This is a genomic window from Nocardia sp. NPDC127606 (genome assembly GCF_042671725.1).
In the GTDB taxonomy this organism is placed as follows: domain Bacteria; phylum Actinomycetota; class Actinomycetes; order Mycobacteriales; family Mycobacteriaceae; genus Nocardia.
On record NZ_JBHXWQ010000013.1, the window covers coordinates 63,842 to 77,583 of the forward strand.

The following is a 13,742-nucleotide window of genomic DNA, read 5'->3' on the forward strand; positions in this document are numbered from 1 at the left end:
GTCCAATTCAACAGAAGTTCAACAGGCCAATTCGAGGTGGACGATGCTCGACGACCTTCCGATCCCGCTCGACCGCAGCGCCCCCGAACCGCTGTCGGTACAGGTGGCCGATGCCCTGCGCGCCGCGGCGACCGACCGGGTGCTGCGCATCGGCGACCGTCTGCCCTCCTCGCGCGCCCTCGCACAGCGACTCGGAGTGAGCCGGGCCGTGGTGGCGGGCGCCTACGACCAATTGCACGCGGAAGGCTGGCTGACCGGTAAACACGGTTCCGGCACCTACCTCAGCACCGCTCCCGCCGCCGCGCCACCGTCCACCGGCGCGGGCCACGGCGCCGATCCCGACGCGGGCCTGCTCGATCTGGGTCCGGGCGCACCGTGCGCCGAAGCGGTCGACTCCGCCGCGTGGCGCCGCGCGTGGCGGGCGGCGGGCGACCAGGCTCCCGAGGCCCGCAAGAACCGTGCGGGCGAACCGGACTTCCGGGCGGCGGTCGCCGATCACCTCCTGCGCCATCGGGGCCTGGCAGCCGGCGCCGGATCGGTGGTGCTGGCCACGGCCGGTACCAGCGCGGCGGTGGGCGAGCTCGCCACCGCGCTGCTTCGCCCCGGCGACACCGTCGCCATCGAGGATCCCGGCTACCTGCGCGCCGTCGGCGCGCTGCGCGCCGCCGGCATCGAGGTTCTGCCGGTGCCCGTCGACGCCGACGGTCTTTGTGTGGATCGGATTCCGCCGGGTGTCCGCGCGGTGTACTGCACACCGGCACACCAGTTCCCGATCGGTGCGATGATGCCCGCGTCCCGCCGGGTCGAGCTCATCGAATTCGCCAGAAGAACAGGCGCTTTCATCATCGAGGACGACTACGACGGCGAATTGCGATACGACACAGCGCCGTTGCCGCTGTTGGCGGCGATGGCACCCGACGTCGTCGTCCATCTCGGCACCACCAGCAAGATCATCGCCACCACCCTCGGCGTCGGCTGGCTCGTCGCCCGCCCCGACATCACCGACGCCGTGCTCGCCCATCGTGCGGAGATCGGCAGCTCCCCGAGCCCCGCCGGGCAACGGATCCTCAGCGAATTCGCCCGCCACGGCGATCTGTCCCGGCACCTGCGTCGGCTCCGCAGGGTCGTCCCGCCACGCCGCGCCCTGGTCGTCGACGAGCTCACCCGCCACCGGCTCCCCGTCATCGGCGACGACGCGGGCTCGCATGTCGTCGTCGAACTCCCCGGTCCCGCCGCCGAGCGCCACGCCGTCGACGCCGCCCGCGTCCGCGGCGTCCTGCTCGACGGTCTGGCCCGCCACCACCTCGGCGAACCACACCACTTCGGCGTCGCCATCGGCTACACCGCGCTGAACAGCGACGACCTCGCCCGCGCCATGCCCATCGCGGCCGACTGCCTCGCCCAAGCAGCACGCCCCGCCGGACCCGCGCGGTCGTAGCATGGACCAGGAACCGGCACGACCCCTCCGACTATCGAAGTGGTGAGACATGACCGATCAGGACATTCTGGCGCGGATCAAACAGCTGGTCGACGACGAGCACTCGCTGCGAGCCAAGGCCACCGCGGGCAAGATCGACCCGGTAGCCGAACGCAAGCAGCTGGCCGAACTGGAAGTGATGCTCGATCAGGCATGGGATCTGTTGCGGCAGCGGCGCGCCCGCAGCGGCTCCGGCGAATCTCCCGAGGACACCGGGCTGCGCTCCCCTCGTGAGGTCGAGGGCTATCTGCAGTGACCGAGCTCGAGTACGACGTCATCGTCATCGGCGCGGGCCCGGCGGGTGAGAACGCCGCCGCCTACGCCATCGCGGGCAGCGACCGCACCGCCGCCCTCGTCGAGCGGGAACTGTTCGGCGGCGAATGCAGCTATTGGGCGTGCATCCCCAGTAAGGCACTGCTGCGCCCCGGCGCCGTACTCGACCTCGGCGAGGCGATGCCGGGGGTGAGCGCGAGCGGCCCGCAGGTAGCCGACATCCTCGCCCGCCGCGACACCTTCGTGCACGACCACGACGACAGTTCCCAGGTGGAGTGGGCGAAATCGACAGGCATCGACCCCGTCCGCGGCGCGGGCCGTCTGGTCGGCGAACGACTCGTCGAGGTCCACACCGAGGAGGGCGTGCAGCTCTTGCGCGCCCGGCACGCTGTCGTCCTGGCGACCGGCACCGCCGCCACCATCCCGGACATTTCAGGCGTACGCGAGGCGCTGCCGTGGACCTCCCGCGACGCCACCAACCTGACCGTCGTCCCGCGCCGGGTCGCCATCATCGGCGGCGGTGTCGTCGCCTGCGAAACCGCGACCTGGCTGGCCGAACTCGGCGCCGAGGAGGTGACCCTGCTGGTCCGGGGCGACCGCCTGCTGCCACGCAGCGAGTCGTTCGCTTCGGAGCTGGTGCTGCGGGGCCTGCGCGACACCGGAATCGTCGAGGTGCGGTTCCATACCGAACCGCTGCTGGTCTCGCGCCGCGACCCCGAGGACACCGGCGTCGGCCGCATCCACGGCGGTCCTGTCACCCTGGTGCTCGGCGACGGCGAACTCGAGGTCGACGAACTCGTCGTCGCCACCGGCCGCACCCCCGCCACCGCGAATCTCGGCCTCGACGCGGTGGGGCTGCCCGCCGGCTATATCGAGGTCGACGACCAGCTGACCGCGCGCGAGGTGCCCGGCGACTGGCTCTACGCCGTCGGCGATGTGAATCATCGTGTGGCACTGACACATATGGGCAAGTACCAGGCCAGAGTGTGCGGTGACGTGATCGCCGCCCGCGCGGAGGGCAAGCCACTCGCCGGCGCCCGGTTCACCGCGAGCGCCGACCACCAGCAGGTGCCCCAGGTCGTCTACACCGCACCGGAACTCGCCTCCGTCGGCCTCACCGAACACGAGGCGCGCGCCGCCGGACACGCGGTGGACACCGTCGAGCTCGATATCGCCGTCGCGGGTTCCGCGCTCTCGCGTGACGACTTCCACGGCCGCGCGAAACTCGTCGTCGACACCGCCGCCGACCGTATTCTCGGTGCCACCTTCGTCGGCCCCGATATGGGCGAGCAGTTGCACGCGGCCACCATCGCGGTGGTGGGGCAGGTACCGCTGGACACGCTGTGGAACGCGGTGCCCGCCTTCCCGACCGTCAGCGAGTTCTGGCTCCGGCTGCTGGAAGCCTGGCGCGAGAAGGCTATTTGAGCAGCCGCGACATCCGCCGGTCGGCGAGCACCTTGCCGCCGGTCTGGCAGGTGGCGCAGTACTGGAAGGACCGCTCCGCGTAGGACACCTCGCGCACGGTGTCACCACAGACCGGGCACGCCTGCCCGGTTCTGGCGTGTACCCGCATGCCCGATCGCTTTTCGCCCTTCAGTCGGGCAGCGTCCTGTCCCACGGAACGATCGACCGCGTCGAGCAGGACCGTGCGCATCGCGATGTACAACTGCGAAACCTTGTCCGCGGACATTGTTCTGGTGTTCGCGAACGGGGAGATCTTCGCGGTGTGCAGGATCTCGTCGGAATAGGCATTGCCGATTCCGGCGATCAGGGTCTGGTCCACGATCGCGGTCTTGATCCGCTGCGACGTACTTTTCAGCAGCGCGGCGAATTCGTCCTCGGTCAGTCCGAGCGCGTCAGGTCCGAGCCGCGCGATCCCCGGCACCATTTTCGGATCCTCGACGACATACACCGCCAGCCGTTTCTTCGTGCCCGCCTCGGTCAGGTCGATCGCGGGCGTGGCGCCCTCGGGCGTGAAGAAATGCACGCGCAGCGCCAGCGGGCTCTTTCCGCCCGGCTTCGGCGGCAACGGATTCGGCTCATCCACCCAGCGCAACCATCCACCGCGCGACAAATGGGTGATCAACCACAGTCCGCCACAATCCATTCCGAGGAATTTCCCCCACCGCCCCGCACCGGTGACGTCGCGGCCGGACAACGCGGTGACCGGCGGATCGAACGTCTTCACCGCACTCAGGGCCGCCACGTCCACACGGCCGACCACAGCGCCGACGGCATGATCCCGAAGGAACTGCGCCAACGCCTCTATTTCCGGCAGTTCGGGCACGGTTGCCAGTTTAGCTATTCATCGCGCGTCGGCGCGGGATCCGTCGCGGAGCAGATAGACATCCATGATCCAGCCTTTTTCCGCGCGCAGTTCCGCGCGGCGAGCCACGATGCGGCTTTCGACTTCGCGTAGATCGCCTTCGATCAGGATTTCGTCGGGCATGCCGAGGTAGGCGCCCCACCAGATATGGATGTCGTCGCCACGAACCTCGGTGAACGAGCATTCACCGTCCAGCATCACCACGGTCGACCCGGGTCCGAGCCCTTCTTCGCGCAGTCTGCGCCCGGTCGTGACGTGGACGGGCTCGCCGATCCGGTGCAGCACCATGCGGTGGCGGGCGGCGAGCGCGGCGATGCTGGTGACGCCGGGGATCACCTCGTAGTCGAAGTCGGCGCGCCCCCGAGCCAGCACGTGCTCGACCATGCGCAGGGTGCTGTCGTAGAGCGCCGGATCCCCCCATACAAGGATCGCGCCGATGCCGTCCACCTGGTCGAACGCGGCTTCGAGGAGTTCGGAGCGGCGTTCGTGCCAATCCACGACGACCCCGGCGTAGTCGGCGGGAGTGCGCTCACGCGGCGGATCGGCGATCTCGATGATCCGATGCGGCGTGTCCACGTGTTCGGCCAGGATCGTGGTGCGCACGTCGACGAGTTCCTGTTTCTCGGCGCCCTTGCCGATCACGAAGATGGCCTCGGCCTTTCGCATGGCCTTGATCGCCTGCACCGTCACCTGGTCGGGGTCGCCGGCGCCGATGCCGATCACGTAGAGCTTGCGCATAGCCGAAGAGCTTGCCAGGTGCCGATCCGCAGAGCCGACCCCCGTAGAATCGCAAGATGTGGCCACCCCTGATACGCAGTACGAGGATCTGCTCCGGCACGTTCTGGAGCGAGGCACGCCCAAGGCCGATCGCACCGGCACCGGAACCCGCAGCATCTTCGGTCACCAGCTGCGCTACGACCTGGCTGAATCCTTCCCGCTGATCACCACCAAGCGGGTCCACATGAAGTCCATCGCCTACGAACTGCTGTGGTTCCTGCGGGGCGACTCCAATGTCTCCTGGCTGCGCGAACACGGCGTGACCATCTGGGACGAATGGGCCGACGCCAAAGGTGAGCTCGGCCCCGTCTACGGCGTGCAGTGGCGCTCGTGGCCCACCCCCGACGGCACCCACATCGACCAGATCGCCCAGGTACTGCACACCCTGCGCACCGACCCCGATTCGCGCCGGATGATCGTCTCGGCCTGGAACGTGGCCGACCTGGACAAGATGGCCCTAGCCCCCTGCCACGCCTTCTTCCAGTTCTATGTCGCCGACGGCAAACTGTCCTGCCAGCTGTACCAGCGCAGCGCCGACCTGTTCCTCGGTGTGCCGTTCAATATCGCCGGCTACGCCCTGCTCACGCTGATGGTCGCCCAGCAGACCGAGCTCGAGCCGGGCGAGTTCATCTGGACGGGCGGCGACGTGCACATCTACGACAATCACGTCGACCAGGTCCGCGAACAGCTCACCCGCGAGCCCTACCCGTTCCCGACGCTGCACCTGCGCCCGGCGACGAGCCTGTTCGACTACGCCTACGAGGACATCGAGCTGTCCGACTACAAACATCACCCCGGCATCAAAGCGCCGGTGGCGGTGTGAAGCAGATCGGCCTGATCTGGGCGCAGGCGAACGACCGGGTGATCGGTGTCGACAACACCATTCCGTGGCGGGTGCCCGAGGATATGGCGAATTTCCGCGACACCACCATGGGCCACCCGGTGATCATGGGCAGACGGACGTGGGATTCGCTGCCCGCGAGCTTTCGTCCGCTGTCCGGCCGCCGCAACATCGTGGTCACCCGCCAGACCGATTGGGCCGCCGACGGTGCCGAACGCGCCGCATCTCTACCCGACGCGCTGACGATGACCGGCGAGTCCGACACCTGGGTGGCGGGCGGCGGCGAGATCTACCGCGCCGCCCTGCCCTCGGCGACGACGCTGCTGGTCACCGAGGTCGACACCACCGTGGCGGGCGATGCGTTCGCCCCGGTCATCGGCCCGGAATGGCATGCGGACGACGCCCCGTGGCTGACCTCGAAAACCGGTCTGCGCTACCGCATTCGCCACTACACCCGCGGCTGACAACACACAGCTAACGGTCGCGGCAAAACGCCCGAACGCGTGGGTGCCGTCGGGCATACTCCTGGCAAGACCTGCCCGCGAGATGCCTGCGAAAGGCTCGATCCATGGACAAGAAATCGCTGACCGCGGTGGCCCGTCAACAGCTCAAGCTGGCGGCCACCTCGACGAGCGGCCGGAGTTCGCAAACCCTCATCGGCGGCCACACCCACGCGCTGCGGCAGACGGTGGTCGCCCTCGCCGAGGGGCAGAGCCTGGCCGAACACGACAATGCGGGTGATGCCACCATCCAGGTACTCTCCGGCACGCTGGTGCTGATCGCGGGCACCGACGAGTGGAAGGGTTCGGCAGGCGATCTCATCGTGGTGCCGCGCGCCCGCCACAGTGTCAAAGCTGTCGACGACGTCACATTTTTGCTGACCGTCGCGAAATAGCAGGTCGATCGCCCGAAATATCTGACATCTCGAGGCGTTGATCGGACCTGTCGGTCCGGAGCCGTACTGTGGACGCCATGGGTGAGCCACAGCCGATCCTCGATCCACTCACGCCGTCCGCGATCTTCCTGGTCGCCACCATCGACTCCGGTGGCGAATCCGCGGTCCGCGACCTCTTGGCAGACATCTCCGGATTGCGCCGTTCGATCGGTTTCCGGGTACCCGGTGAAGGATTGACCTGCGTCACCTCGATCGGCTCGGCGGCCTGGGACCGGCTCTTCGTCGGCCCGAAACCCGCTGAGCTACACGAGTTCCCGGGTTACAACGGCCCGATCCACAGCGCCCCGGCCACCCCTGGCGACCTGTTCTTCCACATCAGGGGCGAGACCCAGGGCCCGTGCTTCGAACTCGCCATGGTGATCGGCGCCCGCCTCAAAGGCGCGGCGACCATCGTCGACGAGACGGTCGGCTTCCGCTATTTCGAGCAGCGCGACCTGCTCGGCTTCGTCGACGGCACCGAGAACCCCGAAGGCCCGGGCGCGGCCTCGGCGGCGCTGATCGGCGATGAAGATCCCGAGTTCACCGGTGGTAGCTACGTGGTCGTGCAGAAGTACACCCACCCGCTCGACCAGTGGAACGCGCTGTCGATCGAGGAACAGGAGCGGGTGATCGGGCGGACCAAACTCGCCGACTACGAACTGCCCGACGACGTGAAACCCGCCGACTCGCACGTCGCGGTGAACACGATCACCGATCCCGACGGCACCGAACGCCAGATCGTGCGCGCCAACATGCCGTTCGGCACCATCGGCGCCGGCGAGTTCGGCACCTACTACGTGGCCTACGCCGCCACCCCGAGCGTCACCGAACGCATGCTCGAACGGATGTTCCTCGGTACCAGCGAGGCGGCTTACGACCGCATCCTCGACTTCTCCTTCGCTGTGACCGGCACGCTCTTCTTCACTCCCACCGTGGATTTCCTCGATGACCTGCCCGACGCACCCGACACGGCAGCCACCGAGGTCGAGCCGGCGACACTGTCCGAAATCGTCCCCGTCGAACGTGCGAACGCGGCGGCAGCCGCTCGCTCGGACGGCTCCCTCGCAATCGGCACGATGAAAAGGAGTAATTGAATGAACAACCTGCATCGCGAACTCGCGCCGATCACCGGCGAAGCCTGGTCGCAGATCGAGGAGGAGGCAACCCGCACGTTCAAGCGCAATATCGCGGGTCGCCGGGTGGTCGACGTGTCGGGACCGCACGGCTTCGACTTCTCGGCCCGCAACCTCGGCCGGGTCACCTCGATCGCCTCGCCCGACGACGGCGTGCAGGCTCGTCAGCGCGTGATCCAGCCGGTTATCGAGCTGCGGGTGCCGTTCACTCTGCAACGCTCCGAGCTCGACGACATCGAGCGCGGAGCGGGCGACGCCGACCTCGACAACCTCAAGGACGCCGCGCAGAAGATCGCCTTCGCCGAAGACCGTGCGATCTTCGAGAGCTACGCCGCCGCGGGCATCACCGGGATCCGCGAGGCCGCCTCGAACTCCCCCGTCGCCCTTCCGAGCAATGTCGTCGACATTCCCGATGCCATTTCGCACGCCCTCACCGGCCTGCGCCTGGCCGGCGTGCAGGGCCCGTATTCGGTGGTGCTCAGCGCCGAGCTGTACACCCAGGTCAGCGAGACCTCCGATCACGGTCACCCGATCCGGACCCACATCGAGCGGCTGATCGACGGCGAGATCATCTGGGCGCCGGCGATCTCGGGCGGTTTCGCACTCACCACCCGCGGCGGCGACTTCGAGCTCGCGCTCGGCCAGGACCTGTCGATCGGCTACCTCAGCCACGATGCCGAGACGGTGCAGCTGTACTTCCAGGAGACCTTCACCTTCCTCGTCGAGACCTCCGAGGCAGCGGTGTCGCTCGGCTCGTGAGCCCACGGCGGTGCGCACCGCTAGGGTGAGCCACGAATCGTGATTCGCCGATCGGCGCGAGCATCGGGCCCGGCGAGCTGGAGAGGGAGGTCCGCATGTCGGTCGTGCGTGCCGGTGTGGTGTCCACCAGGCGGAGTCTGTTCTATTGCTTGATCGGAGTCCTGGTCACCACGGGCGTCGTCGGGATGTTCCTGGCGATGTTCGGGGTGAACCGGGTGATCACCGGGCTGCTGGTCGGGGCGGTCGGCGGGTTCGCGGCGGGTGTCGCGCTGTTCGTCCGTGATGTCATCGAACTGCACGAGCACGCGATCTACGCGCGGACCCCGTTCCGCTCGTCGACCGTGTCGTGGGACCGCGTCGTCGCCGGCCGCTTCACCCTCGACGAGCACGCCCGCTGGGCACTGGCACTCGACCTGAACGGCGAGTCGGCCGACGAACTGGTGCTGCTGTCCATCCCACCGGTGATCCGCCCCGTCACCGGCGCCTACGACATGCGCAAGCGCGAACAGGTGAGCGAGATCCGGGAAATGCTGCGCGCCAAGCGAATCCCGATCACCGTGCTGCCCGAGATCGCCGGCGCGCTCAACCAGCACTGGCAGATCGCCCCGCCGACCACCCGCTGAGACCCGCTACGCGCTCGCCTCGGATTCGAACCTGCGTCGGTAGTCCGAGGGCGACACCCCGAGCCGCGCGACAAATGCCCGGCGTAGCGCCTCGGCGCCGGCGAATCCCGCACCGGAGGCGGCCCGGCTCACCGAGCTGCCTGCTTCGAGCTCGGCCCGGGCGAGATCGAACCGCGTATTCGCCGCGTACTCGGCCGGGCTGAGCCCGGTCTCCTCGGTGAACAGACGCGTGAGGTGGCGGACGCTCACATTGACGTATCGCGCGAGGTCCCCCACGCTGTGCCGCGCGGCGGGGTCTCTGGCGATCAGGTCGGTGACCGCGCGCACCGGACCTGGTGGCAGGGCGACGGCGCGCATGGGCGTCGAGAACTGGGTCTGCCCGCCGGAACGCTGCAGATAGACCAGAAGCCCCTGAGCGACCTGGCGAGCGATGTCGCTGCCCAGATCGTCCGCCACCAATGCGAGCGCGAGGTCGATGCCCGCCGCGACGCCCGCCGAGGTCGCGATGTCGTTGTCCCGCACGAAGATGCGGTCCGCCTGCACGTCGATTCGGGGATACCGGCGGGCGAGCTCGGCGGCGAATTTCCAGTGCGTTGTCGCGCTTCGACCGTCCAGCATCCCGAGTTCGGCCAGCCACGAAGGCGCCACTGCAAATGGAAACGACCCGACGGCTGCGCGCTGCGAGGAGGCGGGCGGCCTCGACCAGATCGGGACGCACGAACTCGGCGGGGCGCACCTCACTGCCGGGCACCACGAGGGTGTCCAGCAGGGGCGCATCCGCCACGGACGTCGTCACAGCAACTCCATGGCCCACCGAGCTGTGCACCGGTGCGCCAGTGGGTGAGATCAGCACGATCTCATAGGCATCGGCGAACTGATTCGCCTCGACGAATACCTCTGCGGGACCGACGTAGTCGAGCGCTTTCACCCCGTCGAACAGGAGAAACCCGATACGCCGTGTACCACTGGATGCACTGCGACGTACACGATTTCGGGGTGCGGACATGCCGATAAATCTAATGCTTGGCCTAAATGGCGGGATCTTCGGCCGTTCCGGTAGGTGACAGCGCACCGGCGCTCGACAACTATGGGCAACCTATTCATCCACATCTCCGACAGGAGCACAGATGCCCTACTTCACCACCTCCGACGGTACCGAGATCTATTTCTCCGATTGGGGCACCGGACAACCTGTCGTCTTCAGCCACGGCTGGCCGCTGAGCTCCGACGCGTGGGCATTGGAACGCAAGACCTTCGCCGACGCGGGCTACCGCGTCATCGCACACGACCGCCGCGGTCACGGCCGCTCCTCGCAGCCGTGGCAGGGCAACGACATGGACACCTATGCACGCGATCTCGCCGAGTTGATCGAGTCACTCGACCTGCACGATGTCATCGTGGTCGGGCACTCGACCGGAGGTGGCGAGGTGGTGCGTTACGCCGCCCAGCACGGTGCGGAGCGGGTGGCCAAGGTCGTCACCATCGGTGCGGTACCGCCGATCATGATCGCCACCGAGGCCTATCCCGACGGCCTGCCGATGGAGGTGTTCGACAACATCCGCGCCGGCGTGCTCAACGACCGCTCCGCCTTCTATCAGGAGCTCGCCCCCTCGTTCTTCGGCTTCAACCGCGAGGGTGCCGTCGTCTCGAAGGGCGCGCAGGACGACTTCTGGCGCCAGGGCATGCTGGTGGGGATCCAGGCGGCCTACGAGTGCGTCGCCGCGTTCTCCGCGACCGACTTCACCGAGGATTTGAAGGCCCTGCAGGTGCCGGTCTTCATCGCCCACGGCGACGACGACCAGATCGTGCCGATCGCGAATGCGGCGCTGAAGTCGATCGAGCTCGTCGAGAACGGAACACTCAAGGTGTACGCGGGTGCACCGCACGGCGTCTTCGGCGCCTATCAGCAGGAGCTGATCCAGGACATCCTGGCGTTCATCCGGAGTTGAGGCCTCCCGGCGCGGCGCCCTGCCGGGAACCGCGCCGGCGCCTCAGGCGGGAGCGATCTCGCCCAGCCGTGCGAGGAGATCCGCAGCCGCTGCCCGCACCGCACCCATGTCGCCCGGGTAGCCGACGATGCGCAGCACGGCGTCCGGGATGACGCGCTCGGTGTCCACGCCCGCCGCCCCCTCGTCGTACCTGATCGCGATCACAGTCTCGACCAGCCGAAACGGCAGAATCCGCGCATCGTCGGATGCACCGGCAGCGGTGGATGATGCGACGGTGAGACGCTCGTAGTGTCCGCGCAGTTCGTCACGACGCCGCCGGAACGCGACGAAACGTTCCGTGCGCAGCTCCGGCAGCAGGTACAGCGCGCCCAGATTCCACCGCGCCGTCCGCAATTGGCGCACGTCGAACAAGGCGAGCGCGTACAGCTGCGTCGCCGCGTCATCCGGTTCGCTCATCATCCGCTGCGCCAGTTCGACCGGCCCCGCCACCGTTTCGGCCAGTAGCGCGTCGAGGATGTCGTCCTTGGCGGCGAAGTGGTGATACAGCGATGCCTGCCGGATGCCGACCGCGTCGGCGACTGCCCGCGTCGAGGTGTTGGCGTACCCCTTGGTGGTGAAGAGCTCCGCCGCCGCGTCGAGGATCTCCGCGCGTGGCGTAGTTCCCTGTCTGCGCCGCTGTTCCAGCCGGGGACGCCCGGGACCGAGATTCGCCACACCGGAGATTCTGTCATCGGGCCACGACCTGCCTCGCAGCGGGCAGCTCACCAGCGAGAATGCCCGGCGGTCGTATTTCTGTCATTTGACAGAAACTCAGGCAACGCAGAAGTTACCGCGGGGCGTCCAGTCGATACACGCACGACACCGTTCGAGCGATCGCGCGCGCAAAACTATCGACTGATAGATATTGGCCGAACCGCTGAAGGACACCGACATGGCCACGACATTCGAATCCCCCGCCGCCCCACCCGAACTCGGCCGCGACAGCGCCGATCTGGCAGCCTTCGGCTACACGCCGGTCCTGCACCGCAAACTGGGGCGTTACGCGTCCTTCGCGGCAGGTTTCTCGTTCGTCTCCATCCTCACCACGATCTTCCAGTTCTTCGGCTTCGGCTATTCGTTCGGCGGCGCCGCCTTCTTCTGGACGTGGCCGCTGGTGTTCGCGGGCCAGTTCCTGGTCGCGCTGAACTTCGCCGAGCTCGCCGCCCGTTACCCGATCTCCGGCTGTATCTATCAGTGGTCTCGTCGGCTGGCCGGCGGGCTGATCGGCTGGTTCGCCGGCTGGATGATGGTGATCGCGCAGGTCGTGACCGCCGCCGCGGCCGCCATCGCGCTCCAGGTGGTGCTCCCCTCCATCTGGAGCGGATTCCAGCTCATCGGCACCGACACCGCGCTCACCTCCCGCGACGGCGCGATGAACGCGGTGCTGCTCGGTAGCGTGTTGCTCGTCGTCACCACCACCATCAATGTGATCGGCATCGACCTGATGTCGAAGATCAATTCGATCGGTGTCACCGTCGAGATCGTCGGGGTGCTGGCGATCATCGCGCTGTTCTTCGTCAACACCGAGCGCGGCCCCGATGTGGTGTTCCAGACCGACCAGGCCTCCCCCGGCCCGTACTGGGCGGCATTCCTGGTCTCGGGCCTGATGGCCGCGTACGTGATGGTCGGATTCGATTCCGCCGGTGAGCTTTCCGAGGAGACCAAGAACCCGCGCAAGGTCGCTCCCCGCACCATCCTGCTCGCGCTGGCGGTCTCGGCGCTGGGCGGCGGCCTCATGCTGCTCGGCGCGCTGATGGCGGCACCGAGCCTGTCCGACGGCGAATTGTCCACCGGCGGCCTGGCTTACGTCATCACCTCGAAGCTGAACAGTCCCGCCGGATCGGTGCTGCTCGGCTGTGTCGCGGTCGCGGTGATCGTGTGCACCCTCGCCATTCAGACCGCGGGCTCGCGCCTGATGTTCTCGATGGCTCGCGACGGCAAACTGCCCTTCGCCAAGGCCCTGTCCACCGTGCACCCCCGCTTCGGCACGCCCGTGTGGCCCGCCGTCGCGATCGGCGCCCTCGGCATCGGCCTGCTGGTGCTGAACCTCGGCAACCCCGCCATCTTCGCCACCCTCGCCAGCGTCTGCATCGTCAGCCTGTACCTGGCCTACCTGCTGGTCACCGTGCCGCTGCTGCTGCGCCGCATCCAGGGCCTGCCCGCCCCCGACGACAAGACCCTGTTCCACCTGGGCCGCCTCGGCATCCCCATCAACGCCCTCGCCGTCGTCTGGGGCATCGCCATGGTCATCAACCTGGCCTGGCCCCGCCCCGAGGTCTACACCCCCGCCGGCGGCAGCTGGTGGCAACTCTGGGCAGGCCCCCTGTCGGTAGCCGTAATCCTCACCACCGGCGCCATCGTCTACCGCTCGGTAGTAGCAGCCAAGACCCCCACGCCCCTCACCGAAACCGCCCCCGCCACAACCTGATCCGCCCCGACCACACCACACACCCAGCCGGCCGGCACACCTTCAACAACCCACCGCACGCACACCCAGCCCGCCCCCGTCTTCAACAACCCACCCAACCCACCCACCGCACTCCCGACCCCTAGGGAGGGACGGCCACGAAGTGGCCGGTCCGCGGCCGGGTCGCCGGTCAGGCGCCGTTGC

The 13,742-nt window shown here is 67.9% G+C and carries 15 protein-coding genes and 1 pseudogene; 11 read left to right on the plus strand and 5 right to left on the minus strand.

Annotated elements, in window-relative coordinates:
* The first annotated feature begins 43 nt into the window (after window positions 1-43).
* From ACFVJ5_RS34790 to ACFVJ5_RS34800, 3 genes are read left to right on the plus strand one after another with little or no spacing between them, the layout of a single operon-like run.
* Window positions 44-1,438, plus strand: a complete 1,395-nt coding sequence (locus tag ACFVJ5_RS34790) for a PLP-dependent aminotransferase family protein (protein WP_379226839.1) — start codon at window positions 44-46, stop codon at window positions 1,436-1,438.
* Window positions 1,439-1,487: 49 nt separating this feature from the next.
* A complete protein-coding gene (locus ACFVJ5_RS34795) occupies window positions 1,488-1,733 on the plus strand; it encodes a DUF2630 family protein (RefSeq protein WP_379226841.1) in 246 nt (81 codons plus the stop codon).
* Complete coding sequence (locus ACFVJ5_RS34800; protein ID WP_379226843.1) at window positions 1,730-3,175, plus strand: dihydrolipoyl dehydrogenase family protein; 1,446 nt, start codon at window positions 1,730-1,732, stop codon at window positions 3,173-3,175. The genes ACFVJ5_RS34795 and ACFVJ5_RS34800 overlap by 4 nt, the downstream gene beginning before the upstream one ends.
* Here the strand turns inward: ACFVJ5_RS34800 and ACFVJ5_RS34805 are convergent.
* Window positions 3,168-4,037 (minus strand): Fpg/Nei family DNA glycosylase, encoded by an 870-nt coding sequence (locus ACFVJ5_RS34805; protein WP_379226845.1) that lies wholly within the window; start codon window positions 4,035-4,037, stop codon window positions 3,168-3,170. The two genes, ACFVJ5_RS34800 and ACFVJ5_RS34805, sit on opposite strands and share 8 nt — an antisense overlap.
* A gap of 18 nt (window positions 4,038-4,055) precedes the next feature.
* Complete coding sequence (gene cobF / locus ACFVJ5_RS34810; protein WP_379226847.1) at window positions 4,056-4,814, minus strand: precorrin-6A synthase (deacetylating); 759 nt, start codon at window positions 4,812-4,814, stop codon at window positions 4,056-4,058.
* A gap of 58 nt (window positions 4,815-4,872) precedes the next feature.
* On the opposite strand from cobF, the gene ACFVJ5_RS34815 reads away from it, so the two are divergent.
* From ACFVJ5_RS34815 to ACFVJ5_RS34840, 6 genes are all read left to right on the plus strand, one after another.
* Entirely contained in the window at window positions 4,873-5,676 is an 804-nt protein-coding gene (locus ACFVJ5_RS34815; RefSeq protein WP_379226849.1) for a thymidylate synthase, read from the plus strand.
* On the plus strand, window positions 5,673-6,158 hold the full coding sequence (locus ACFVJ5_RS34820) for a dihydrofolate reductase (protein ID WP_379226851.1): 486 nt from the start codon (window positions 5,673-5,675) through the stop codon (window positions 6,156-6,158). The genes ACFVJ5_RS34815 and ACFVJ5_RS34820 overlap by 4 nt, the downstream gene beginning before the upstream one ends.
* Window positions 6,159-6,262: 104 nt before the next feature.
* Entirely contained in the window at window positions 6,263-6,589 is a 327-nt protein-coding gene (locus ACFVJ5_RS34825) for a cupin domain-containing protein (protein ID WP_101465662.1), read from the plus strand.
* 77 nt (window positions 6,590-6,666) lie between these two features.
* Window positions 6,667-7,722, plus strand: a complete 1,056-nt coding sequence (locus tag ACFVJ5_RS34830) for a Dyp-type peroxidase (protein ID WP_378635841.1) — start codon at window positions 6,667-6,669, stop codon at window positions 7,720-7,722.
* Window positions 7,723-8,520 (plus strand): family 1 encapsulin nanocompartment shell protein, encoded by a 798-nt coding sequence (locus ACFVJ5_RS34835; protein ID WP_379226854.1) that lies wholly within the window; start codon window positions 7,723-7,725, stop codon window positions 8,518-8,520.
* A 95-nt stretch (window positions 8,521-8,615) separates the two neighbouring features.
* Window positions 8,616-9,143 (plus strand): hypothetical protein, encoded by a 528-nt coding sequence (locus ACFVJ5_RS34840; RefSeq protein ID WP_379226856.1) that lies wholly within the window; start codon window positions 8,616-8,618, stop codon window positions 9,141-9,143.
* A 6-nt stretch (window positions 9,144-9,149) separates the two neighbouring features.
* Here ACFVJ5_RS34840 and ACFVJ5_RS34845 read toward each other — a convergent pair whose 3' ends face one another.
* Window positions 9,150-9,791 (minus strand): GlxA family transcriptional regulator, encoded by a 642-nt coding sequence (locus ACFVJ5_RS34845; RefSeq protein WP_379226858.1) that lies wholly within the window; start codon window positions 9,789-9,791, stop codon window positions 9,150-9,152.
* Window positions 9,792-9,834: 43 nt separating this feature from the next.
* A pseudogene (locus ACFVJ5_RS34850) lies at window positions 9,835-10,149 on the minus strand (DJ-1/PfpI family protein); the annotation flags it as partial.
* 121 nt (window positions 10,150-10,270) lie between these two features.
* Here ACFVJ5_RS34850 and ACFVJ5_RS34855 point away from each other — a divergent pair.
* Complete coding sequence (locus ACFVJ5_RS34855; RefSeq protein ID WP_379226860.1) at window positions 10,271-11,092, plus strand: alpha/beta fold hydrolase; 822 nt, start codon at window positions 10,271-10,273, stop codon at window positions 11,090-11,092.
* Between the two features lie 42 nt (window positions 11,093-11,134).
* Here ACFVJ5_RS34855 and ACFVJ5_RS34860 read toward each other — a convergent pair whose 3' ends face one another.
* Complete coding sequence (locus tag ACFVJ5_RS34860) at window positions 11,135-11,806, minus strand: TetR/AcrR family transcriptional regulator (RefSeq protein WP_379226862.1); 672 nt, start codon at window positions 11,804-11,806, stop codon at window positions 11,135-11,137.
* A gap of 217 nt (window positions 11,807-12,023) precedes the next feature.
* Between ACFVJ5_RS34860 and ACFVJ5_RS34865 the strand changes: the two genes are divergently transcribed.
* A complete protein-coding gene (locus ACFVJ5_RS34865) occupies window positions 12,024-13,559 on the plus strand; it encodes an amino acid permease (RefSeq protein WP_379226864.1) in 1,536 nt (511 codons plus the stop codon).
* The last annotated feature ends 183 nt before the right edge of the window (window positions 13,560-13,742 follow it).

Coding starts and splice junctions, on each gene's coding strand:
- ACFVJ5_RS34790 (WP_379226839.1), top strand. CDS start 44: ATGCTCGACGACCTTCCGATCCCGCTCGACCGCAGCGCCCCCGAACCG.
- ACFVJ5_RS34795 (WP_379226841.1), top strand. CDS start 1,488: ATGACCGATCAGGACATTCTGGCGCGGATCAAACAGCTGGTCGACGAC.
- cobF (WP_379226847.1), bottom strand. CDS start 4,814: ATGCGCAAGCTCTACGTGATCGGCATCGGCGCCGGCGACCCCGACCAG.
- ACFVJ5_RS34825 (WP_101465662.1), top strand. CDS start 6,263: ATGGACAAGAAATCGCTGACCGCGGTGGCCCGTCAACAGCTCAAGCTG.
- ACFVJ5_RS34830 (WP_378635841.1), top strand. CDS start 6,667: ATGGGTGAGCCACAGCCGATCCTCGATCCACTCACGCCGTCCGCGATC.
- ACFVJ5_RS34835 (WP_379226854.1), top strand. CDS start 7,723: ATGAACAACCTGCATCGCGAACTCGCGCCGATCACCGGCGAAGCCTGG.
- ACFVJ5_RS34840 (WP_379226856.1), top strand. CDS start 8,616: ATGTCGGTCGTGCGTGCCGGTGTGGTGTCCACCAGGCGGAGTCTGTTC.
- ACFVJ5_RS34855 (WP_379226860.1), top strand. CDS start 10,271: ATGCCCTACTTCACCACCTCCGACGGTACCGAGATCTATTTCTCCGAT.
- ACFVJ5_RS34865 (WP_379226864.1), top strand. CDS start 12,024: ATGGCCACGACATTCGAATCCCCCGCCGCCCCACCCGAACTCGGCCGC.